The organism is Pseudomonas sp. VEM90 (genome assembly GCF_054611535.1).
The window spans coordinates 108,753-130,909 of the sequence record NZ_JBTRAR010000019.1; the positions used below are offsets into that span (position 1 = coordinate 108,753).

At 62.2% G+C, this 22,157-nt stretch carries 24 protein-coding genes; 14 read left to right on the plus strand and 10 right to left on the minus strand.

Annotated features, from left to right (window positions below; translation table 11 throughout):
* The first annotated feature begins 40 nt into the window (after positions 1-40).
* The 10 genes from ACYCCG_RS18525 (at position 41) to ACYCCG_RS18570 (ending at position 8,394) form a co-directional block, all read left to right on the plus strand.
* Positions 41-1,687: an acyl-CoA synthetase gene (locus tag ACYCCG_RS18525; RefSeq protein ID WP_209964792.1), complete on the plus strand. Its 1,647-nt coding sequence runs from the start codon at positions 41-43 to the stop codon at positions 1,685-1,687.
* Positions 1,688-1,700: 13 nt separating this feature from the next.
* A complete protein-coding gene (locus ACYCCG_RS18530) occupies positions 1,701-2,468 on the plus strand; it encodes an SDR family NAD(P)-dependent oxidoreductase (protein ID WP_021785354.1) in 768 nt (255 codons plus the stop codon).
* A gap of 11 nt (positions 2,469-2,479) precedes the next feature.
* A complete protein-coding gene (locus tag ACYCCG_RS18535) occupies positions 2,480-3,673 on the plus strand; it encodes an acetyl-CoA C-acyltransferase (protein WP_209964794.1) in 1,194 nt (397 codons plus the stop codon).
* 8 nt (positions 3,674-3,681) lie between these two features.
* Complete coding sequence (locus tag ACYCCG_RS18540; RefSeq protein ID WP_459671431.1) at positions 3,682-4,809, plus strand: acyl-CoA dehydrogenase; 1,128 nt, start codon at positions 3,682-3,684, stop codon at positions 4,807-4,809.
* 13 nt (positions 4,810-4,822) lie between these two features.
* Positions 4,823-5,596 carry an enoyl-CoA hydratase gene (locus ACYCCG_RS18545; RefSeq protein ID WP_003250095.1) on the plus strand — a complete coding sequence of 258 codons (774 nt, stop codon included), beginning with the start codon at positions 4,823-4,825 and terminating at the stop codon, positions 5,594-5,596.
* Between the two features lie 616 nt (positions 5,597-6,212).
* Complete coding sequence (locus ACYCCG_RS18550) at positions 6,213-6,380, plus strand: hypothetical protein (RefSeq protein WP_459671433.1); 168 nt, start codon at positions 6,213-6,215, stop codon at positions 6,378-6,380.
* Positions 6,381-6,590: 210 nt separating this feature from the next.
* Positions 6,591-6,995: a TraR/DksA family transcriptional regulator gene (locus ACYCCG_RS18555; RefSeq protein ID WP_003250099.1), complete on the plus strand. Its 405-nt coding sequence runs from the start codon at positions 6,591-6,593 to the stop codon at positions 6,993-6,995.
* A gap of 179 nt (positions 6,996-7,174) precedes the next feature.
* Complete coding sequence (locus ACYCCG_RS18560) at positions 7,175-7,369, plus strand: hypothetical protein (RefSeq protein WP_012271507.1); 195 nt, start codon at positions 7,175-7,177, stop codon at positions 7,367-7,369.
* A 345-nt stretch (positions 7,370-7,714) separates the two neighbouring features.
* Positions 7,715-8,185: a hypothetical protein gene (locus tag ACYCCG_RS18565; protein WP_003250101.1), complete on the plus strand. Its 471-nt coding sequence runs from the start codon at positions 7,715-7,717 to the stop codon at positions 8,183-8,185.
* A complete protein-coding gene (locus ACYCCG_RS18570) occupies positions 8,182-8,394 on the plus strand; it encodes a hypothetical protein (RefSeq protein WP_459671436.1) in 213 nt (70 codons plus the stop codon). Before ACYCCG_RS18565 ends, ACYCCG_RS18570 begins: the two co-directional genes overlap by 4 nt.
* A 12-nt stretch (positions 8,395-8,406) precedes the next feature.
* Here ACYCCG_RS18570 and ACYCCG_RS18575 read toward each other — a convergent pair whose 3' ends face one another.
* From ACYCCG_RS18575 to ACYCCG_RS18605, 7 genes are all read right to left on the minus strand, one after another.
* Entirely contained in the window at positions 8,407-8,772 is a 366-nt protein-coding gene (locus ACYCCG_RS18575; RefSeq protein WP_003250107.1) for a Na+/H+ antiporter subunit G, read from the minus strand.
* A complete protein-coding gene (locus tag ACYCCG_RS18580; RefSeq protein WP_021783192.1) occupies positions 8,769-9,047 on the minus strand; it encodes a K+/H+ antiporter subunit F in 279 nt (92 codons plus the stop codon). Before ACYCCG_RS18580 ends, ACYCCG_RS18575 begins: the two co-directional genes overlap by 4 nt.
* The gene (locus ACYCCG_RS18585) at positions 9,044-9,532 is read right to left on the minus strand and encodes a Na+/H+ antiporter subunit E (protein ID WP_209964800.1); all 489 of its coding nucleotides are present in this window, start codon (positions 9,530-9,532) and stop codon (positions 9,044-9,046) included. The genes ACYCCG_RS18580 and ACYCCG_RS18585 overlap by 4 nt, the downstream gene beginning before the upstream one ends.
* Positions 9,529-11,208, minus strand: a complete 1,680-nt coding sequence (locus tag ACYCCG_RS18590; RefSeq protein ID WP_176684920.1) for a monovalent cation/H+ antiporter subunit D — start codon at positions 11,206-11,208, stop codon at positions 9,529-9,531. Before ACYCCG_RS18590 ends, ACYCCG_RS18585 begins: the two co-directional genes overlap by 4 nt.
* Entirely contained in the window at positions 11,205-11,549 is a 345-nt protein-coding gene (locus ACYCCG_RS18595; RefSeq protein ID WP_003250128.1) for a Na+/H+ antiporter subunit C, read from the minus strand. Before ACYCCG_RS18595 ends, ACYCCG_RS18590 begins: the two co-directional genes overlap by 4 nt.
* Positions 11,549-14,464, minus strand: coding sequence for a monovalent cation/H+ antiporter subunit A (locus ACYCCG_RS18600; RefSeq protein ID WP_459671439.1), 2,916 nt, complete (start codon positions 14,462-14,464; stop codon positions 11,549-11,551). The genes ACYCCG_RS18595 and ACYCCG_RS18600 overlap by 1 nt, the downstream gene beginning before the upstream one ends.
* A gap of 150 nt (positions 14,465-14,614) precedes the next feature.
* On the minus strand, positions 14,615-15,565 hold the full coding sequence (locus ACYCCG_RS18605; protein WP_176684922.1) for a DMT family transporter: 951 nt from the start codon (positions 15,563-15,565) through the stop codon (positions 14,615-14,617).
* Positions 15,566-15,649: 84 nt separating this feature from the next.
* Here ACYCCG_RS18605 and ACYCCG_RS18610 point away from each other — a divergent pair, with 84 nt between their 5' ends.
* Entirely contained in the window at positions 15,650-16,213 is a 564-nt protein-coding gene (locus ACYCCG_RS18610) for a helix-turn-helix domain-containing protein (RefSeq protein WP_103469254.1), read from the plus strand.
* Between the two features lie 49 nt (positions 16,214-16,262).
* Here ACYCCG_RS18610 and ACYCCG_RS18615 read toward each other — a convergent pair whose 3' ends face one another.
* Complete coding sequence (locus ACYCCG_RS18615; RefSeq protein WP_339444687.1) at positions 16,263-16,811, minus strand: cysteine hydrolase family protein; 549 nt, start codon at positions 16,809-16,811, stop codon at positions 16,263-16,265.
* An 82-nt stretch (positions 16,812-16,893) separates the two neighbouring features.
* Here ACYCCG_RS18615 and ACYCCG_RS18620 point away from each other — a divergent pair, with 82 nt between their 5' ends.
* The 3 genes from ACYCCG_RS18620 to ACYCCG_RS18630 all read left to right on the plus strand — a co-directional run bounded on the left by ACYCCG_RS18620 (position 16,894) and on the right by ACYCCG_RS18630 (position 20,374).
* Positions 16,894-17,886 carry a GlxA family transcriptional regulator gene (locus ACYCCG_RS18620; RefSeq protein ID WP_459671442.1) on the plus strand — a complete coding sequence of 331 codons (993 nt, stop codon included), beginning with the start codon at positions 16,894-16,896 and terminating at the stop codon, positions 17,884-17,886.
* A gap of 81 nt (positions 17,887-17,967) precedes the next feature.
* Positions 17,968-18,348 (plus strand): antibiotic biosynthesis monooxygenase, encoded by a 381-nt coding sequence (locus ACYCCG_RS18625; protein ID WP_459671444.1) that lies wholly within the window; start codon positions 17,968-17,970, stop codon positions 18,346-18,348.
* Between the two features lie 217 nt (positions 18,349-18,565).
* The gene (locus ACYCCG_RS18630; protein WP_459671447.1) at positions 18,566-20,374 is read left to right on the plus strand and encodes an aminopeptidase P family protein; all 1,809 of its coding nucleotides are present in this window, start codon (positions 18,566-18,568) and stop codon (positions 20,372-20,374) included.
* A gap of 39 nt (positions 20,375-20,413) precedes the next feature.
* On the opposite strand, the gene ACYCCG_RS18635 is transcribed toward ACYCCG_RS18630, so the two are convergent.
* Both ACYCCG_RS18635 and rhtA read right to left on the minus strand, forming a co-directional pair.
* Positions 20,414-20,695 (minus strand): hypothetical protein, encoded by a 282-nt coding sequence (locus tag ACYCCG_RS18635; RefSeq protein ID WP_176684928.1) that lies wholly within the window; start codon positions 20,693-20,695, stop codon positions 20,414-20,416.
* 191 nt (positions 20,696-20,886) lie between these two features.
* Positions 20,887-21,774, minus strand: a complete 888-nt coding sequence (gene rhtA, locus ACYCCG_RS18640) for a threonine/homoserine exporter RhtA (RefSeq protein WP_176684929.1) — start codon at positions 21,772-21,774, stop codon at positions 20,887-20,889.
* Positions 21,775-22,157 lie beyond the last annotated feature (383 nt).

Here is a 22,157-nt window from a genome sequence, read left to right on the forward strand (position 1 = left end):
GATGCTTCAACTCCAAAAACAAGAAACCAGGAGTCCGATGATGCGCGATTACGCCGAGGCCGCTCGTACGTTTGCCCATGACCAGGCCGTTGTGGCGGCATTGCACGGCAACCTTGAAGCCCTTAATGCCTGTGTCGAATGCTGTGACCGGCATGCCGGTGACGGCAAGCTGGCGCTGATTCATGAGGACCGCGATGGCAACAGCGCGCGTTATAGCTTCGATCAGCTTCAGGCGCAGGCTGCCCGGTTCGCCAATGTGCTAAGGGCGCAGGGGGTAGGCGCCGGAGACCGGGTTGCCGGCTTGATGCCGCGCACCCCCGAATTGCTGGTGACCATCCTCGCTACCTGGCGCCTCGGGGCGGTTTACCAGCCCTTGTTCACCGCGTTCGGCCCCAAGGCCATCGAGCACCGGCTTGAGCAATCCCATGCCCGAGTGGTGGTCACCGATAGCCACAACCGCGCCAAGCTGGACGAGGTGCACGCCTGTCCGACCATCATCACTGTCAAGGCCCGCAGTGGTGAGCTGGACTTCCAGCAATGCCTGGAGCGCGCAGCGGATGTATGCGAGCCGGTGATGCGCTCAGGCAACGATCCGTTCCTGCTGATGTTCACCTCTGGAACCACTGGCCCGGCAAAACCCCTGGAAGTGCCACTGCGTGCGATTGTCGCGTTTCAGGGCTACATGCGTGATGCCATCGAGCTGCTGCCCGAGGACAACTTCTGGAACCTGGCCGACCCGGGTTGGGCTTACGGCTTGTATTACGCCGTTACCGGTCCGTTGTCGCTGGGGCACGCCACCACGTTCTACGATGGCCCGTTCAGTGTCGAGAGCTGCGCCCGGGTGATCGACAAGCTGGGTATCACCAACCTGGCCGGCTCGCCCACCGCGTATCGCTTGCTGATTGCGGCGGGCAAAGATTTCTCGGCACCGATCAAGGGCCGCCTGCGGGTGGTCAGCAGTGCCGGCGAACCGCTTAACCCCGAGGTGATCCGCTGGTTCGCCGACGAGCTGGGCGTGACCATTCACGATCACTACGGCCAGACCGAACTGGGCATGGTGCTGTGCAACCACCATGGCCTGCAGCACCCGGTGCACCTGGGCTCAGCCGGCTATGCCATCCCCGGCCACCGCATCGTGGTGCTGGACGAGCAAGGCAACGAACTGCCAGCCGGCCAGCCAGGCATCCTCGCCGTTGACCGCGAGCAGTCGCCGCTGTGCTGGTTCGGTGGTTACCACGGTCTGCCGACCAAAGCTTTCGTCGGCAAGTACTACCTCAGCGGCGACACTGTCGAGCTGAACCTGGATGGCAGCATCAGCTTCGTTGGCCGCAGCGACGACGTGATCACCACCTCCGGTTACCGGGTGGGTCCGTTCGATGTGGAAAGCGCGTTGATCGAGCACCCGGCGGTGATCGAGGCAGCGGTGATCGGCAAGCCAGACCCGGAGCGCACCGAGCTGATCAAGGCGTTCGTGGTATTGGCCAGTGGCTATGCCGGCAGCGTCGAGCTGGAAGAAACCTTGCGCCAGCACGTACGCCAGCGCCTCTACGCACATGCTTACCCCAGGGAAATCGAATTCGTCAGCGAGCTGCCCAAGACCCCGAGCGGCAAGCTGCAACGCTTCATCCTGCGTAACCAGGAAGTCGCCAAACAACAAGCGCACCAGGCCACCCCTGTCAGCGTCTGAAAGGAAAGTACTCATGCACATCGCCAATAAACATTTCATCGTCAGCGGCGCCGCTTCCGGGCTGGGTGCCGCGACTGCACAGATGCTGGTCGAGGCTGGCGCCAAGGTCATGCTGGTCGACCTCAATGCCCCGGCTGTCGAAGCCAAAGCCCGCGAGCTGGGCGACAACGCCCGTTTCGCCGTGGCGGATATCAGTGACGAGCAGGCGGCCCAGTCGGCTGTCGATGCAGCTGTCAGCGCCTTTGGCAGCTTGCATGGGTTGGTCAATTGTGCCGGCATCGTCGGTGCCGAGAAGGTACTGGGCAAGCAGGGCCCGCATGGCCTGGCCAGCTTCGCCAAGGTCATCAACGTCAACCTGATCGGCAGCTTCAACCTGTTGCGTCTGGCTGCGGCGGCCATGGCCGAAGGGGCTGCCGATGAGAGCGGCGAGCGTGGGGTCATCATCAACACGGCCTCCATTGCCGCCTATGACGGCCAGATTGGCCAGGCCGCCTACGCTGCCTCCAAGGGGGCCATTGCCAGCCTGACCTTGCCGGCCGCGCGCGAACTGGCGCGCTTCGGCATCCGTGTGATGACCATCGCCCCGGGCATCTTTGAAACCCCTATGATGGCCGGCATGAGCGAAGAGGTACGTGCTTCGCTGGCTGCCGGCGTGCCGTTCCCGCCCCGCTTGGGCCGCCCGCAGGAATACGCCGCGCTGGCCCGCCACATCATCGAGAACAGCATGCTCAACGGTGAGGTCATCCGCCTCGACGGTGCGCTGCGCATGGCTGCCAAGTAAGGAGAGCGAACATGACCCTCGCCAATGATCCCATCGTTATCGTCAGCGCCGTGCGCACGCCCATGGGCGGGTTGCAGGGCGACCTCAAGAGCCTGACTGCGCCGCAACTGGGCAGCGCGGCCATTCGTGGTGCCGTGGAACGTGCCGGCATCGATGCCGCCAGTGTCGAGCAGGTCCTGTTCGGCTGCGTGCTGCCGGCCGGCCAGGGCCAGGCGCCGGCACGCCAGGCTGCGCTGGGCGCCGGGCTGGACAAGCACACCACCTGCACCACCCTGAACAAAATGTGCGGCTCGGGTATGCAAGCCGCGATCCTGGCCCATGACCTGCTGCTGGCCGGCACCGCAGACGTGGTAGTGGCGGGCGGCATGGAAAGCATGACCAACGCGCCGTACCTGCTGGACAAAGCCCGTGGTGGCTACCGCATGGGCCACGGCAAGATCATCGACCACATGTTCATGGACGGCCTCGAAGATGCCTACGACAAAGGCCGCCTGATGGGCACCTTCGCCGAGGACTGTGCCCAGGCCAATGCCTTCAGCCGCGAGGCCCAGGACCAGTTCGCCATCGCCTCGCTGACCCGAGCGCAGGACGCCATCAGCAGTGGCCGTTTTGCCGCCGAGATCGTGCCGGTGGAAGTCACCGAGGGCAAGGAAAAGCGTGTCATCAAGGATGACGAGCAGCCACCCAAGGCGCGCCTGGACAAGATTGCGCAGCTCAAACCGGCGTTTCGTGAGGGCGGCACCGTGACGGCGGCCAACGCCAGTTCGATTTCTGACGGCGCTGCGGCGCTGGTACTGATGCGTCGCTCCGAAGCCGACAAACGTGGCCTCAAACCATTGGCCGTCATCCACGGTCACGCCGCCTTTGCCGACACCCCGGCGCTGTTCCCGACCGCCCCGATTGGCGCGATCGACAAACTGATGAAGCGCACCGGCTGGAACCTGGCCGAAGTCGACCTGTTCGAGATCAACGAGGCCTTCGCCGTGGTCACCCTGGCGGCCATGAAACACCTCGATCTGCCACACGACAAGGTCAACATCCACGGCGGCGCCTGCGCCCTCGGTCACCCGATCGGCGCTTCTGGCGCACGTATTCTGGTCACCCTGTTGTCAGCCTTGCGCCAGAACAATCTGCGCCGGGGTGTGGCGGCCATTTGTATCGGCGGTGGCGAGGCCACGGCCATGGCTGTTGAATGCCTGTACTGAGGTGAACCATGCTGGTAACTGACGAGCAACAACAGATCGCCGACGCGGTACGTGCCTTCGCCCAGGAGCGCCTGAAGCCGTTTGCCGAGCAATGGGACAAGGACCATCGCTTCCCGAAAGAGGCCATCGACGAAATGGCCGAACTGGGCCTGTTCGGCATGCTGGTGCCGGAGCAGTGGGGCGGTAGCGACACCGGTTATGTGGCCTATGCCATGGCCTTGGAGGAAATCGCTGCGGGCGATGGCGCCTGCTCGACCATCATGAGCGTGCACAACTCGGTGGGGTGCGTGCCGATTCTGCGCTTCGGCAACGAGCAGCAGAAAAAGCAGTTCCTCACCCCGCTGGCGACAGGTGCGATGCTCGGTGCTTTCGCCCTGACCGAACCACAGGCTGGCTCCGATGCCAGCAGCCTGAAGGCCCGCGCACGCCTGGAGGGCGACCACTACGTGCTCAATGGCAGCAAGCAGTTCATTACCTCGGGGCAGAACGCCGGGGTAGTGATCGTGTTTGCAGTCACCGACCCGGAGGCTGGCAAGCGTGGCATCAGCGCCTTCATCGTGCCGACCGATTCGCCGGGCTACCAGGTAGCGCGGGTCGAGGATAAGCTTGGCCAGCACGCCTCCGACACCTGCCAGATCGTTTTCGACGATGTGCGCGTACCAGTGGCCAACCGGTTGGGAGCAGAGGGGGAAGGCTACAAGATCGCCCTGGCCAACCTTGAGGGCGGCCGTATCGGCATCGCTTCCCAAGCGGTGGGTATGGCCCGCGCGGCGTTCGAAGTGGCGCGTGACTACGCCAACGAGCGCCAGAGCTTTGGCAAATCGCTGATCGAGCACCAGGCCGTGGCGTTTCGCCTGGCCGACATGGCGACGAAAATTTCTGTTGCCCGGCAGATGGTATTGCACGCCGCCGCCCTTCGTGATGCGGGGCGCCCGGCGCTGGTGGAAGCATCGATGGCCAAGCTGTTTGCCTCGGAAATGGCCGAAAAGGTCTGTTCGGATGCCTTGCAGACCTTGGGCGGTTATGGCTATCTGAGTGACTTCCCGCTGGAGCGGATCTACCGCGACGTTCGGGTTTGCCAGATTTACGAAGGCACCAGCGACATTCAGCGCATGGTCATTGCGCGCAATCTTTGAAGGAGCAGACTGCATGGCATTCGAAACCATCCTGTTGGACATCCACGGCAAGGTCGGCCTGATCACCCTCAACCGCCCGCAGGCGCTCAATGCGTTGAACGCGCAGATTGTTGGCGAGATCAACCAGGCCCTGGACCAGCTCGAGCGCGACCCGAACATCGGCTGCGTGGTGCTGACAGGCTCGGCCAAAGCCTTTGCCGCTGGCGCCGACATCAAGGAAATGGCCGAGCTGCAATACCCGCAGATCTACGTCGACGACCTGTTCAGCGACGCCGACCGCATTGCCAATCGCCGTAAGCCGATCATTGCTGCAGTGTCTGGATTTGCCTTGGGCGGCGGCTGTGAGCTGGCGATGATGTGCGACTTTATCCTCGCTGCGGACAACGCCAAGTTTGGTCAACCGGAAATCAACTTGGGCGTGCTGCCGGGCATGGGCGGTACCCAGCGCCTGACGCGTGCGGTGGGCAAGGCCAAGGCCATGGAGCTTTGCCTGACCGGTCGCCTGATGGGGGCGGAAGAGGCCGAGCGTGCAGGTTTGGTGGCGCGGATCGTGCCGCAGGCAGAGCTGGTGGAAGAGGCGCTGAAGGTGGCGGCGACCATTGCCAGCAAGTCGATTCCGGTGAGCATGATGGTCAAGGAGAGCGTCAACCGAGCGTTTGAAGTCACCCTCAGCGAGGGGGTACGCTTTGAGCGTCGGGTCTTCCATGCGGCTTTCTCCACCGAAGACCAGAAAGAAGGCATGGCCGCATTCATCGCCAAGCGCGAGGCACAGTTCAAGGACCGTTGATCAGACTCGGTTCGTTGCCGTTGCCGTTGCCGTTGCCGTGGCTTTTGCTTCTAAGTGCGCGATAGTTCAGGCGACGCAGATTGCGACTTCAGGAGGCCGAGCGTAGGGCTTGCGGAGGGAGGTGACGGGCATGGATGCCCGTCAAGCGCTGAGGCCCCATGGATGGGGCCTTCGGCGCGTACTCCCGGGAGCAAGACCGTAGCGAGGGGACCCCGGAGCGCAGCGTAGGGGCCGGATGATGGGAGCCGACGGTTTTTGGTTCCTTTTTGCCACGACAAAAAGGGACCCGCCGTAAGGGCGGAAAGGTGACTATGCGCCACCTTCGTGAATGAATACCTACTCGATGTGGATGCCCACATCCAAGAAGCAAGAAGCAAGAAGCAACTCGTCTGTTTTGACTCAGCGAACAGTCCATTTGCGATGGCGACGCTGACTCACCTTTTCGCCCTTACGGCGAGTCACTTTTTGTCAAACGCGACAAAAAGTAACCAAAAAACGCTGCGCTCCCATCATCCGGCCCCTGCGCTGCGCTCCGGGGTCCCCTCACTCCGGCCTTGCTCCCGGCAGGACCGCGCCGAAGGCCCCATCCTGGGGCCTCAGCGCTTGACGGGCATCCATGCCCGTCACCTGCCTCCGCAAGACCTGCGTTCGGCCTCCTGAAGTCGCGAAGATCAAGATCAAGATCAAGATCAAGATCAAGATCAACGGCAACGGCAACGGCAACGGCAACGGCAACGGCAACAGTAGGCGAATGGGGCCTACCGGAATCACAGTTTACTACTGACCCTGCAGCTGAGCTGGGGTGCCGACCGGCGGATTGTCAGCAGTGGAAGCAAATTCGCACCCATTTGCAGTTGCTCCACGCCGCGTGGCGCCTTAGACTGCCGCCCCCTGTAAAAGAGTGCCGGTTGGCGCTTGAAGAATTTCGCTGCCGATGCATAGGCATCGGCGGCACATGAATCGCCCAAATGCACATTTTTTCATAGAGAAATCGATGACCAAGGAACAGTTGCTGGCCATGTCGGCCGATGACTACATGAACGCCGACCAGCTTGCCTTCTTTACTGAGCTGCTGCAGGCGATGAAAGTCGAAACCCATGAACGCATCGAGCTCAGCCGCACCACCATCGAAGGCCTGGACACCCCGTCTGACCCTGCCGACGTGGCGTCGGTCGAAGAAGAACGTAGCTGGCTGGTAAATGCCATCGACCGCGACCAGCGCCTGCTGCCACAGCTGGAAATGGCCCTGGACCGTATTGCCGATGAAAGCTTCGGCTGGTGCGATGACAGTGGTGAGCCCATCGGCCTGAAGCGCTTGCTGATCAGCCCGACCACCAAGTACTGCATTGAAGCCCAGGAGCGCCACGAGCAGCTCGATCGCCACCAGCGCCAGGTATAAATCCGCGCGCGGTGCCAAGCCCCTCGGAGCAAATCCCAGGGGCTTTTTGCGTTTCTCGTCGATACCGTTTTTGTTGCGCCATAAGAAACACTGCTGTACCAGGATGTGCTGTTTCCGCGCCACTGTCAGGCGTATCATGGCTTTATCGTTAGGGTGCTAATTAAATTCCGGAGGGAATGATGAATAGCCGAGTCGATGTGGCTGTGATGATAGGGTCGGGTGTGCCGGCCACCTTGCAGGCGCTGGGCAAGCGTATTTGCTGGGTAGTGCTGGTCAATGGCGAGCGCCGCGGCACCGCCTTCGCCACGCGCGAAGAAGCGCTTGAGTGCCAGGCTGCCTGGCAGCAGCAACTGAAGAAAGGACTGGCTGCCTGAAAATGTTTATTGCCTCTCGACGGGTTTCGGTGTTTTCGGGCATATTTGTCCTACAGTAATGCGCACATGGATGCTAGGGCTTGTCCTCTTGCAGGCTCACGCCATTGGTTGCGTTTTCTGGCGAGTGATTTCAGGCATCACGCTTCCCAAGCCGGGAATGAGCCAAACGCCTTCGGTTGAGGGCGAATCTGGCAAACCAGAGTAAAGATTCCTGCACGCTGCATCGTCAGCGAGCACAGACATTTCGCATATCGCTTTATTACTCTTTTTGCCTATCGATAAGAAATGGCCGTGCCTCCCCGAGCTTGGGTGAGGGCGGGTTGTAACCGGTTGAGGATTACTTCATTGGCAGTCAGCACACTTGATACGCATGCGTTGTTCGCCCTGGGCGACTTGCGCGGTAAATTGGCCCAACTGTTTCAGGGCCGCTTCATCTATGTCACCGAACAGAGTCCCGAAGGCTTGTACATGGCCGAAATCGACACCGAGAGTGCCCTGGTGGTCGATGACAAGCAGCGCCTTGAATTGAAAGTCGGCGACCACTTCCGTGCTGCCGTATTGCCTAGCCGCGAAGGTGGCAAGCTGGAAATGCGTTTTCGCGAAATCAAGTTGAATGTGTATGGCGTGGGCGACTACGCCTTCGTTTCTGTGCCGGAAGGCGAGGGCATCGTGTTTCGTGAAGGCCATGGCGTGATGCTGGTATTCGCCGCGCAGCAGCAAGTGCAGGAAGGCCTGGGCAAGTTGCTTAAAGCAGTGACTGGCAAGGTCGCCAAATGGCGCAAGGGTGAACTGACCACCTTCAAGGCCAGTGAATGACCGAAACTGACGACGCACCGGCCTCGCGGGCCGAGTTTCATCGGCGGCACCAGGCAGATGCCGTGGCTGAGGCAGAACGTTTGCTGGCCGGGCGTGAGAAGCTGCAAAGCGCCTGGTTGAACTGGGTGGCGGCTGAGCTCTATCGCCTCAGCCCGCCGCCGTATGCCGCCATGGTCCGGCGCGAGTTGCAGCGCCTCAGCCAAGGTTGAGACGGCAAACCTTCAATTGCCACGGTCTCGGCCGCTGCTGACTTCTTCAGGCACCGGCTCTTTCGACATGCGCTTGCGGAACAGCGCCGCCCGCGCCAGCAACAGCGTGGTTATCGGCACGGTGATCGACAGCAGGATAGGAATCAGCCACGCGTGCAGCACAGGGGTGCCCTTGAGCCACGAAAAGTAGATGATCGAGGCCAGTGCAACGCACCATGCACCAAGGGTCGAGGCCAGCGCTGGCGGGTGCATGCGCTGGAAGTAGTCTTTCAGGCGTACCAGGCCTATAGCGCCGACCAGGGCGAACAGGCTGCCGGTGAGCAGTAGCGCGGCCGTGACCAGTTCCAGCCAGAACGGCAGTACCAGGGCTTCAGTCATTCGATCACCTCTCCGCGCAGCAGAAACTTGGCCAAGGCAAACGAGCCGACGAAACCAAACAGCGCAATCAGCAGGGCACCTTCGAAGTAGGTGTCACTGGCATAACGGATACCCAGCACCAGCATGGTGAGCATGGCCAGGATGTACAGGTAGTCCAGGGCCAGCACGCGGTCTTGGGCGGACGGGCCACGGAACAGCCGGATCAGCGTCAGGCCCATGGCCAGGGCGAAGATGAACAGGCTGGCGAGGACGGCGTTGGCGAGCAGGCCTGTCATTGGAAAATCTCCATCAGCGGGCGTTCGTAAGTGTCCTTGAAGTGCTGTATGAAGGCCGCTTCATCGTCCAGCTCAAACACATGCACCAACAACACACTGCGGTCCAGTGCCAGTTCGGACCAGACTGTGCCAGGTACCACTGTGGTGATCATCGACAGCGCTGCCAGGCCGTGGGGGTCACGCAATGCCAGTGGTACGTGAACGAACGCCGAGCGTGGCGGCTGCTTGCCGGCCCGCAGCACACCGCGGGCCACCAGCAGGTTGGAGATGACCACATCGATGCCGACCCGGCCGATCAGCCTGGCGATGACCAGGGGACGCCGTACGTGGGCATGCTGCGGGCGCAGGGGTGCCATCAACAGTGGCGCCAGTATGCCAAGTGCGGCGCCCAGCAGCAGGTTGCCGGGGCTGACCGAGAGGTTCAGCAGCAGCCACAGGCCGAACAGCGAGACCGATAGCAGCGGGGCGGGGAACAGTCGGTTCATGGCTGCACCTGTACGTCGCGCGAGGTGGGGCCAGGAATCGGCCGGGCGGCCATCACGGCTTCGATATAGGCATCGGGGGCCTGCAGGCTGGCGGCAGTGTCCTGGGTGTAGCGCAGCAACGGCTCGGCCTTGAGGCTGAGGATGAGGCACAGGCCGAGCAGGATGACGATGGGTAGGCATTCATAGCGCCGCAGCACCGGTGACGGGCGCTCTTCGGGCTTCCAGAATCGCTGGATACCGACGCGGCCGAAGGCGATCAGCGAGGCCATGCCGGACAGGATCAGCAACGCCACCAGGCCCCAGCCGGCGGCACTCAGCGGCTGCTCGGCCGGCACGCCCAGGCCCAGTGGATTGAACAGCGCGCTGATCAGGTTGAGCTTGCCGACAAAGCCCGACAGCGGCGGCATGCCGATGATCAGCAGTGCGCAGGCGATGAAGCTGAGCCCGAGGAAGGCCATGGTCCACGGGATGATCTGGCCGATTACCACCTGCTGTTCATCGTCGAGGTTGATGCCCTTGGGCGGGTGCAGCGATTCCAGTGGCGGCGGCATGGCGTCCTCTTCTTCGTCCAGCGGCGCTTCATTGGCCGAGCGCGAGCGCTCGACCAGTTCGGCGAGCAGGAACAGTGCGCACAGCGCAAGGGTCGAGTTGACCAGGTAGAACAGCGCCGCGCCGGTCAGTGCCGCCTGGGCAAAACCCACCGCGCCAAGCAGGGTGCCGGCCGAGACCAGGATACTGAGTGCCGCCATCCGCTCCAGGCGCTGTGCCGCCAGGATCGATACCGCTGCCACCGCCAGGGTGACCAGGCCGCCGTAAACCAGCCATTCACCGCCGAAATGCGCCGAGGCCCCGGCCTGCCCGGAGAACAGCAGCGTCCACAGGCGCAGCACGGCGTACAGGCCGACTTTGGTCATGATGGCGAACAGTGCAGCCACCGGCGCGCTGGCTGACGCGTAAGCTGGCACCAGCCAGAAGTTCAGCGGCCAGATGCCAGCCTTGACCAGGAAGGCCACGGCCAGGATTGCCGCGCCGGCATGCAGCAGGCCACGGTCGGCCTCCGGTACCAGTGGAACCTTCAGCGCCAGGTCGGCCATGTTCAGGGTGCCGGTCACGCCATACAGCATCGCTGCGCCGATCAGGAACAGCGACGAGGCAAACAGGTTGATGGCGATGTAGTGCAGGCCGGCGCGCACCCGCGCCCGCCCCGAACCATGCAGCAGCAAGCCATAGGAGGCGGCCAGCAGCACTTCGAAGAAGACGAACAGGTTGAACAGGTCGGCGGTGAGGAAGGCGCCGTACAGGCCCATCAGCTGGATCTGGAACAGCGCATGGAAGCTGGCCCCTGCACCGTCCCAGCGGGCCCGGGCAAACAGCAGGGCGCTGAAGCCGATGACCCCGGTCAGGCTCAGCAAGAGCGCGGACAGGTGGTCCACCACAAGCACGATGCCAAACGGCGCTGGCCAGTTGCCCGGCAGGTACACGCCGATCGAGGCTGCCTGGCCCTGGGTGCGCACCCACAGCAGCAGAGAGACCGCGATTGCCAGGCCGGTGAATGTTGACAGCAGGTTAAGCCTGGCCTTGATATGCCTGTGCTTTTCACCCAGCAGCAACATTATCGCCGCTGTAATCAGCGGCAGCAGGATGGGGGCGACAATCAGTTGGCTCATACCACTCATTCGTCACGCTCCCGGCCATCCACGTGGTCGGTACCGGTCAGGCCGCGCGAAGCCAGCAGCACCACGAGGAACAGCGCGGTCATGGCGAAACTGATGACGATGGCGGTGAGCACCAGTGCCTGTGGCAGCGGGTCGGTGTAATGCAACAGGTCCTGGGTAACGCCATCCTTGATGATCGGTTCCTTGCCGATGAACAGGCTGCCCATGCTGAAGATGAACAGGTTGACCCCGTACGAAAGCAGACACAGGCCCATGATCACCTGATAGGTGCGCGGGCGCAGGATCAGCCACACCCCGGAGGCAGCCAGTACGCCGATGGCGACTGCAATCACTTCTTCCATCAGGCGGCTCCTGCTTGGCTGGTTTTTGCCGGGTTGCCCGGGCGATAGGCGCGCACCGACTGGTGCGCCAGGGCCGTGAGGATCAGCAGGGTCGAGCCGACCACAACGGTGTATACGCCGATATCGAAGAACAGCGCGCTGGCCACGTGCACATCACCCAGCAACGGCAGGTGCAAGTGGGCGGTATGAGTGGTGAGGAACGGGTAACCCAGCAGCATGGCGCCGACCCCGGTCAGGGTCGCGCACAGCAGCCCGGTTCCCATCCAGCGCAGCGGCCGCAGGCTCATCTGCGCCTCGACCCACTGGGTGCCGGCCACCATGTACTGGAGGATGAACGCCACCGACATCACCAGGCCAGCGACAAAACCGCCACCGGGCTGGTTGTGCCCACGCATGAACAGATACATGGACACCAGCAAGGCGATCGGCAGCAGCAGGCGCACCAGCGCTGCAGGCACCATCATGAAGCCCAGTGCGGTATCGGTGGCATGCCGCGGGTTGATCAGGTCGGTGACTACGTCCGGCGCCAACTGCCGTTGTTGCGCTGGCAGTTGCATGCTCTCTTTCGGAGGACGGAAGCGCCGTAGCAGGGCGAACACCGTCAGGGCCACAGCCACCAATACGGTGATTTCACCCAGGGTATCGAAGCCGCGGAAGTCGACCAGCATGACATTGACCACATTGGTGCCGCCGCCCTGAGGCAATGCCCGGCTCAAGTAGAACGAGGAAATGTCATTGGGCGTCGGTCGGGTCAGCATGGCGTACGACAGCACGGCCATGCCGCCACCCACCAGCACGGCCAGCAGCAAGTCGCGCAGGCGGCGCATGCGCGCGCGCTCCAGGCTGCCAGGCAGCGGCGATACGCCTTCGATACGCCGTGGCAGCCAGCGCAGGCCTAGCAGAATCAGCACGGTGGTGACCACTTCCACCACCAACTGGGTCAGTGCCAGGTCGGGCGCAGAGAACCAGACGAAGGTGATGCAGGTCATCAGGCCGCAGACGCTGACCATGATCAGTGCCGCCAGGCGGTGGTACTTGGCCTGGTAAGCGGCGCCGATGGCGCAGGCAATGGCGATCAGCCACAGGGCGACGAACACGCCCGAACCCGGAATCTTCGGGCGATCACCCCAGCTCAGGCCGCTATACAGCATCGGCGTGAGGCCCGCGAGGAACGCGGCGAATACCAGCATGAACAGCTGCGACTGCAGTCGCCGGGTGGTGAGCACGCGCTCGATGCGACGCGCCAGCAGCATCAGGTGAACCTGGCCGTGCTCGAACAGTCGCTTGCCATTGAAGCGCTCGATCACCGGCGGGTAGGGGAAGCGGCCCAGGCGCAGTTGCTTGCGCAGCAACAGGTACAGGACGATGCCACCGCTCATGGCTACCAGGCTCATGATCATCGGCGCGTTCCAGCCATGCCAGATGGCCAGGCTGTATTCCGGCAGGGTACCGCCAACCACCGGCAGGGCTGCAGCGGCCAACAGGGGGCCGACCGACTGGGCGGGGAAGATGCCCACTACCAGGCAGGTGAGCACCAGCAACTCGACTGGAGCACGCATCCAGCGTGGCGGCTCGTGCGGGGTATGGGGCAGGTCCTGGGCTGTCGGCCCGAAGAACACATCGACGGTAAAGCGCAGGGCATAGGCCACGCTGAAGGTGCCAGCCAGGGTGGCGATTACCGGCAGCGTGGCCTCGACCCAGGCGGTAGAACTGATGAACACCGTCTCGGCGAAGAACATTTCCTTCGACAGGAAGCCGTTCATCAGCGGTACGCCGGCCATCGAGGCGCTGGCGACCATCGCCAGGGTCGCGGTATAGGGCACCAGGCGGATCAGGCCGCTGAGGCGGCGAATGTCACGGGTGCCGCTCTCGTGGTCGATGATGCCGGCGGCCATGAACAGCGAGGCCTTGAAGGTGGCATGGTTGAGAATGTGGAATACCGCGGCAACGGCAGCCAGCGGGCTGTTCAGGCCCAGCAGCAGGGTAATCAGGCCCAGGTGGCTGATGGTCGAATAGGCCAGGAGGCCCTTGAGGTCATTCTGGAACATGGCGGCGAAAGCGCCGAGCAGCAGGGTGAGGGCACCGGCACCGCCGACGATCCAGAACCACTCCTCGCTACCGGAAAGTACCGGCCACAGGCGTGCCAGCAGGAATACCCCGGCCTTGACCATGGTGGCAGAGTGCAAATAGGCCGACACCGGCGTGGGCGCTGCCATGGCGTGGGGCAGCCAGAACTGGAAGGGGAACTGTGCGCTCTTGGTCAGGGCGCCGATGAGGATCAGGGGCAGCAGCACCGGGTAAAGCGCATGCTGGCGGATGATGTGGCCGGCAGCCAGGACCTTGTCCAGGTCGTAGCTGCCGACCACATGGCCGAGCAGCAGGGCCCCTACCAGCAGGCACAAGCCGCCTGCGCCGGTTACCATCAGCGCCATGTAGGCGCCGCGACGGGCATCGGCGCGGTGGTGCCAGTAGCCAATCAGCAGGAAGGAGAACAGGCTGGTCAGTTCCCAGAAGAACACCAGCTGGATCAGGTTGCCGGAGATGACCAGACCGAGCATGGCGCCCATGAAGGCCAGGAAGAACGCGAAGAAGCGTGGCACCGGGTCTTGCGGCGACATGTAGTAGCGGGCATACAGCGATACCAGTGTGCCAATGCCCAGTACCAGCAACGAGAACAGCCAGGCAAAGCCGTCCATGCGCAACACCAGGTTCATTCCCAGGCTGGGAAGCCACAGGAACTCTTCGCGAATGACGCCACCATGGGCAATCTGAGGGTACAGAAGTGCTACCTGGACGGTACCGACCAGGGCTACGAGCCCGGCAAGAATGGACTCGGCGTTACGTGCGTTGTGCGGCAGCACAGCTGCCAGGCAACTGCCCACGAACGGCAGAAGCAATAGCACTATCAAGGACATAGCGGCCTATTCTGGAGAAGTTTGCAAAGAATCATACGTGCCGAGGTGTTTATCACCAACACGCAAGCTGTCGCAGGATCCTACAAACAGGCTGTGACAAGCGGTTTTTTTATAACAGCTTTTTACAATGAATGGCCGCTGTTGACCGCTTTACAGCCCGGCCTGGCGTTCGCCTTGATGCTGCACATCGCGTGCTTCGACCGTTTCGCGAGGGCGCCGCACCTTGAGTTCACTGACCACCACTGCGACGACGATCAGCAGGCCGCCGAGCAGCGCCACACCCGGCAGGCGCTCGCCAGCCAGGCGCCCAACGATGCCGGCCCACACCGGTTCACCGGCATAGATGAGCGTGGCGCGAGTAGGCGAAACCGACTTCTGTGCCCAGTTCATCGCCACTTGGATCACCGCACTCATTGCGCCCAGGCCGACTGCGCTGGCCAGCAACAGCCAGGAAAAGTCGGGGATGCGCTCCTGGGTCGGCACGATCATCAGAAACGCCAGCAGCGATGCGGTGGCAAGTTGCACCACGGTAACCCGGCGCACATCGACCTGGCCGGCGTAGCGGCTGATCAGAATAATTTCACCGGCGATGGCCACGGCACTGACCAAGGTGACCAGCTCGCCCTCGCTGAAACGCAGGCTGCCCCCTTCCGGGCCAGCCAGCAGCATCAGGCCGATGAAAGCCAGGCAGATACCCATGCTGGGCATCAGGCCAGGCCGCCGCCCCAGCACCAACCACTGCAGCAGCGGCACGAACGGCACGTACAGCGCAGTGATGAACGCTGACTGGCTGCTGCTAATGGTTTGCAGGCCCATGGTCTGCAGGCCATAGCCGAGCATGATCGACACGCCGATCAGCATGCCTGCCTTCAGTTCGGTGAAGGTAAGGCCGGGCAGCGCTCGCGCCGAGACCACGCCAACGAACAGCGCGGCTGCCGCGAAGCGTAGGCCGACGAAGAACATCGGGCCGCTGACGGTCATCACGTTGTGCACCAACAGGAAAGTGCCGCCCCACAACATGGTGATGAATACCAACACCAGTTCGGCCTTGCTCAGGCGGAAGGTGACGGCAGGGGTAGGCTTGCTGCTGGGCTGGTTCATGGTCTTGCACACTCGGAAAGGGCGGCGCACAATCGCCGCAAAAGTGGGCAGTATACTGCGCAATCCTGATCAGTGAGCAATATAGTGCACAAGGATTCTTCGCACCGGGCATCGGTGCTGCAACATGTCAGCCTCAATGTGCGCAGTCTGCGCAACGCCGCCGGCTTGAGTCAGGCGGCGCTCGCCGAGCGTTCAGGGGTCAGCCGGCGCATGCTGGTCGCGATCGAGGCGGGCGAGAAGAATGTCAGCCTGACCACATTGGACCTGATTGCCGAAGCCTTGGGCGTGGCCTTCAGTACTTTGATCCAGGCGCCAGACCTGCGCGACCCCGGGCGCATTGAAGAGCTGGCCTGGGCTGGCGAACACCCCCAGAGCAGAGCGGTGTTGCTGGGCACCAGCCCGGCAAGGCGCGAGGTGGAACTTTGGGAGTGGACCCTGGCACCGGGGGAGTGCTATTGCAGTGAGGCCGATGCCGAAGGATGGAGTGAGCAGATTTATGTGGTCGATGGGCAACTGACGCTGATCATCGAAGATATCGAGCATCGCTTGCAGGCGGGGCGGTTCCATGTGTTCCCCAGCAATTGCCGGTATGCCTACCGCAACGATGGCGTGGCGGCTGTGCGGTTTGTGCGCAATGTGGTGATTTGAATGTGCAGGTGTTGGGGCTGCTGTGCAGCCCCAACAGGTCTCAAGCCGATCAGTTTTTCAGCAGCTCATCGGTCTTCACCACATTGGCATAGGCAAACGCCAACGCCGCCATCGCCGAGTCATGCACATGAGCCGCCGGCACCTGCTTGCCGTCGAACGCCAGTGGCAGGGTTGCGCAGGCATCGTGTGCCACGGTCACTTGATAGCCCAGGTCGGCCGCAGCCCGGGTGGCGGCGTCAATGCACATGTGGCTCATGCTGCCGACGATGGTCAGCGCCTCGACGCCATGTCGGTCCAGCGTGTGCTCGAGATCGGTGCCGAGGAAGGCATTGACCTTGTGCTTGAGCACCACGGGCTCCCCCGGTAATGGCTCGACCTTGGCGTGGATGGCCGCGCCTTGCGAACCGGGGGTAAAGAATGGCGCATCGGCAGTGTCGAACTCATGCCGCACATGCACTATCAGGTCGCCGCGCTGGCGTGCTGCTGCCAGCAGGCGGGCAGCGTTGTCGGCCGCCTGGTCGGCACCATCGAGGGTCCATTTGCCGCCCGGGAAGTAGTCGTTCTGGATGTCGATGATGATCAGTGCCTGCTTGCTCATGCTGCCTCCTGTGGCAGTAGTCGTCGAGAGACGTTAGTTATAGGCTGTGTTTACTCACCTGAGGATTGGCGCGAACGACACTATGCGGGCAAAAACTGACACCTCAGCCTACCTGGATATCGGCTTGCTGCTGTACCCCGGCGTGCAGCGCGCTGCCGTGCATGGGCTGGCCGACCTTTTCCTTGTGGCCAACCGGGTTGCGGCTGAACTGGGCGCCGTCGAGCTGCCGCACATTCGCGTCACTTGCTGGCAGGCAGATGAGACGGGGCAGTTGTTGGCAGCGTCGGATGGCTCATCTATCACCGCGCCGAGCCTGCGCGTACTGATCATTCCACCAAGCCTGGAGTCGGCTCCGCAGGCCGCGTTGCTTGAGCGTCACCGCGCGCCGCTGTGCCTGCTGCACGGGCGTGGTACGGTGCTGGCGTCGGTATGCATCGGTGTATTTTTCATTGCCGCCAGCGGTTTGCTCGACGGGCGCCCGGCCTGCACCCACTGGAACTATGTGCATGCGCTTGCCCAGCGTTTCCCCAAGGTGCGGGTAGAGGCCCAGCAGCCGTTGCTGGATGACGGCGACATCGTGACCTCGGCAGGTTTGATGGCCTGGACCGACCTGGGATTGCGTCTGCTGGAGCGTTTTGTGGGGGCTACGGTGGCACAGGAAACCGCCCGCTATCTGGCCGTCGATCCGGTTGCAGCGCCGCTGCCCGGAGCTGTATTCAACCCGCGTCTGGACCACGGCGATGAGGCGGTGTTGAAGGTGCAGCACTGGTTGCAGGGCAATGGCGGGCAGGATGCCGACCTGGCCACGATGGCTGCCTGCGCGGGGCTGGAGGAACGCACTTTCTTGCGGCGCTTTCGTGCAGCTACCGGGCTGCGCCCGACCGAGTATTGCCAGCAGGTGAGGGTTGGGCGGGCGTGCCGTTTGCTGGAGTTCACCCGGCGCAACGTCGAACAGATCGCGTGGGGAGTCGGCTACCAGGACCCGGGTGCGTTTCGCAAGGTGTTCCAGCGGGTCACCGGCCTTACCCCGAGTGATTATCGGCGACGGTTTGCGGTGTCCGGCCAGGGTATGTAGAAACCACTTGACCTTGACTTTACTTGAGGTTTTACCCTGCACGGCATCGCGCTGCATGCGTCCGTAGCCAGGAGACTGTCGATGTTGGCAAAACCTCATGCCTTGTGGTTCACCCAGATGATCGAATACGAAGTGCCCAGTATGTGCCAGCAGGCATTGGCCCAGGCCCTGGTGGTGCGTAGTGAAGCGCTGGCTGAGCGGTGCGAAGGGCTGCAGGGTGTGAGTATCCAGGCCAGCGACGATGGCAGCCGGGTGTTGCAATACCTGCAATGGCAGTCACGCCAGGCCTGGGCTGCGGCAGCCGCGCACTTCGTCGAGGCGTCGTTTCTTGACCTGTTGGGCAAGCATCAGGCACGAGGCGTCAACTTCGCCGCCTACCAGGCCCTGCGCAGCCTGGTGCGCGGGGACGATGGCGTCCTGCATTGCCAGGTGGGCGGGCCTCAGGCATACCAAGGTGCGTAGCGCTGTGTGCAATGATTGTGCTGCATGTGAAGTCTTCGTCCTGGGGCGTTCAGCGGAACTTGATCAATGATCCTTGCCCGGTTGTAGGAAGTGTCCTATTGGCACAGGGCGTGGCGGGCAATGCATGCCGTATCTTGGTCGTCGCGATTGCAGCGCTCTGGCGGCTGTTCCATTATCGGTCTATTGGATAAACCGTTATGAAGCCGCAGGAGAGCGCATGAACGTCCAGACGACCCTTGAGCAAAGCGTGCCGCAGCGACTGGTGCACGTGCGCCAAGCCATGGCGGCAGAGGGCATCGATGCCTTGCTGGTACCCTCTGCCGATCCCCATCTTTCCGAATACCTGCCCGGTTACTGGCAGGGGCGTCAGTGGCTTTCGGGGTTTCAGGGCTCGGTCGGTACGTTGGTGGTCACCCCCGGGTTTGCCGGGTTGTGGGTCGATAGCCGGTACTGGGAGCAGGCGGCTCACGAGCTGGAGGGCAGCGGCATCGAACTGATGAAACTGTTGCCGGGCAAACCCGGGGCGCTGGAATGGTTGGGCGAAAACGTCGAGCGCAACGGTCGCGTGGCAGTGGATGGCGCGGTCATGGCCCTGGCTTCGGCGCGCCAACTGGGTGAGCGGCTGAAGGCGCGTGGAGCGCGGCTGGTGACTGACATGGACCTGCTGGGTCAGGTCTGGGACGGGCGCCCGGCGCTGCCAGGTAACCCGGTGTACCAGCACTTGCCGCCACACGCCACGGTGAACCGGGCGGAAAAGCTCGCGCAATTGCGCCAGGGCATCCAGGCCAAGGGGGCCGACTGGCACTTCATCGCGACCCTGGATGACATTGCCTGGCTGTTCAACCTGCGCGGAAGCGATGTTTCCTACAATCCGGTTTTCCTGGCCTTTGCCCTGATCAATCAGCAGCAGGCCATCCTGTTCGTGGGCCAGGACAAGGTGGACGCGCACCTGCGTCAGGTGCTCGAGGTCGACGGCATCGAGGTGCGTGACTACAGCGAAGCAGGCAAGGCGCTAGGCACCGTTCCCGCAGGGGCGCGGCTGCTGGTGGATCCGGCCCGGGTCACCTGCGGCCTGCTGGACAACCTGGCGGCAGAGGTGGTGCTTGTCGAGGGGCCCAACCCCACCACGCTGAGCAAGTCTTGCAAGGGTGACGACGACCTGGTGCACATTCGCCAGGTCATGGAGCAGGACGGCGCAGCCTTGTGCGAGTTTTTCGCCTGGTTCGAGGCGAACCTCGGCCTGGAGGTCATTACCGAGCTGACGGTTGACGAGCAATTGAGTGCCGCGCGTGCTCGGCGCCCGAACTTCGTGTCGCTGAGTTTTTCTACCATCGCCGCCTTCAATGGCAATGGCGCGATGCCACACTACCGTGCCACCGAGCAGTCGCATGCGCTCATCGAGGGTAATGGCTTGCTGCTGATCGACTCGGGCGGTCAATACCTGGGCGGCACTACCGACATCACCCGCATGGTGCCGGTCGGTAGTCCCAGCCAGGCACAGAAGCAGGACTGCACCCGTGTGCTCAAGGGCATGATTGCCCTGTCGCGTGCCACGTTCCCGCGGGGGGTGCTGTCGCCGTTGCTCGACGCTATTGCCCGGGCGCCGATCTGGGCTGACCAGGTCGATTATGGCCATGGTACCGGCCACGGGGTGGGCTACTTCATGAACGTGCATGAGGGGCCTCAAGTGATCGCCTACCAGGCGGCACCTGCACCGCAGACGGCGATGCAAGCGGGCATGATCAGCTCGATCGAGCCGGGTACGTACCGCCCGGGGCAGTGGGGTGTACGCATCGAGAACCTGGTGGTCAACCGCGAAGCAGGAAAGAGTGCCTTCGGTGACTTCCTGCAATTCGAGACCCTGACCCTGTGTCCTATCGACACCCGCTGTCTGTTGCCCGAGTTGCTGACCAAGGAAGAGGTGGAGTGGCTGAACAGCTATCACGCCCGCGTGCGTGAGCGCCTGGCACCCTTGCTACAAGGGGATGCGCTAGCTTGGTTGGAGGTGCGTACCGCACCGCTGTAACGCAGATGAAAAAGGGCAGTTTGCGAGCTGCCCTTTTCTCTATTTACAGATGATGATCATGCTACGGCTGGTGTAACCTGCAGGGTTTATGCCGAACAAGTAGTCACCGGCTTCCTCATCGCTATCGCCCGAGCGTGCAATGACCCGGTAGCCGCGCGTGCTGCAGGAGCTTGCGGCCTTGCTGTAGCAATTGTCCCATGAGGAAGAAAGGCCGGAGCAATTGATATGCAGGCCCTTCTTGCCCCTTTTGACCTCGGTCTTGGCTGTGGCGGCACATCCAGCAATAGCCAAGATGGCCAGGATGAGAAAAATTCGTTTCATTCCTGTCCTTAAATGCAGGGCAAATCATTTGTCACGACCCTGTCGTTGTCGCTTCGGTTCTTCCTGAACCTTCCCCAGCGTCCGTGTTCGGCCCAGTAGATAGCGTAAAGATGATGATTCTGTGACAGCTTAATCAGCGAGACGGGCTGCTACAATCACTAATCCTTTCTCAAATGAAAATATTTCTCATATCAGTCTGCTGCGATCGCCGGGCTAGGCGCCTTGCGCATGGACAGGGTGGTGCCGACCGAGGCGGTAATGATTGCCAGAATCGCCAGCCATTGAGTAAGCGTCAGCACTTCGCCAAGGAACAGCAGGCCGGACAATGCGCCAAATGCCGGTTCGATGCTCATCAGGGTGCCGAACGTGCGCGCCGGAATTCGCGTGAGGGCAACCATTTCCAGGCTGTATGGCAGCGCGGTGGACAGTATTGCAACCGCCAACGCCATGGGGATCACTGCAGGTGTGAGCAGGGCGCTACCGGCGTGGGCGATGCCGATGGGGGCGACGAACAGGGCCGCAACTACCACCCCCAGGGCCGCGCTCTGGATGCCGTGCTCGGCCCCTGCACGTTGTCCGAACAGGATGTACAGTGCCCAGCATGCCCCCGCACCCAGCGCATAGGCGGCGCCCAGTGGGTCGAGTGCCTGGCCGCTGTGGCCTGCCGGCAGTAACAGCAGCAGGCCGGCGATGGCCAGGGCAATCCACAGGAAATCGATCGGTCGCCGCGAGGAGAAGATCGCCACGGCCAACGGGCCAGTGAATTCCAGGGCGACGGCGATACCGATCGGTACTGTCTGCAAGGCCATATAAAAGAGGAAGTTCATGCCACCCAGCGCCATGCCGTAGATGACCACGTTGCGCAACGTGTTGGCGGTCATGCGTACCCGCCACGGGCGCAATATAAGCAGCATGATGATGCTGGCGAAAATCAGGCGCAGGGCGGTGGTGCCTTGTGCGCCGATGATCGGGAACATGCTTTTGGCCAGAGAGGCGCCGGACTGAATCGATGCCATGGCGATAAGCAGTAGGCCGATCGGGAAAAGGGTGGCGGCCAGGCTGCGGGGCTGGGTGTTCATTTAAGTGCGGCAATCCTTGGGTGGGGAGGTGGTGAGCAATATAGTGCGCAATTGGTGGGGTGGGTGGTAGCCCTCAAGCGGGTTTGGCAGAAATATTTCAACTCATTTAAATTAAAGGTTGACCTTCTCGATAGCCTCCCTATAATGCGCACCACTCCAACGCGGTAGCGAAGCAAGGCTAGCGACTGTGTTGAGTCAAGTGTTTGAAGTGAAACGAGTTTCTCGCAAAAAACTTCAAAATAAACGCTTGACAGGATCTGAGGAAAGCGTAGAATGCGCGCCTCGGTTGAGACGAAAAGCTCTTAACCAAACGCTCTTTAACAAATCGAATCAAGCAATTCGTGTGGGTGCTTGTGAGTACGGACTGATAGTCAAAAAGATTA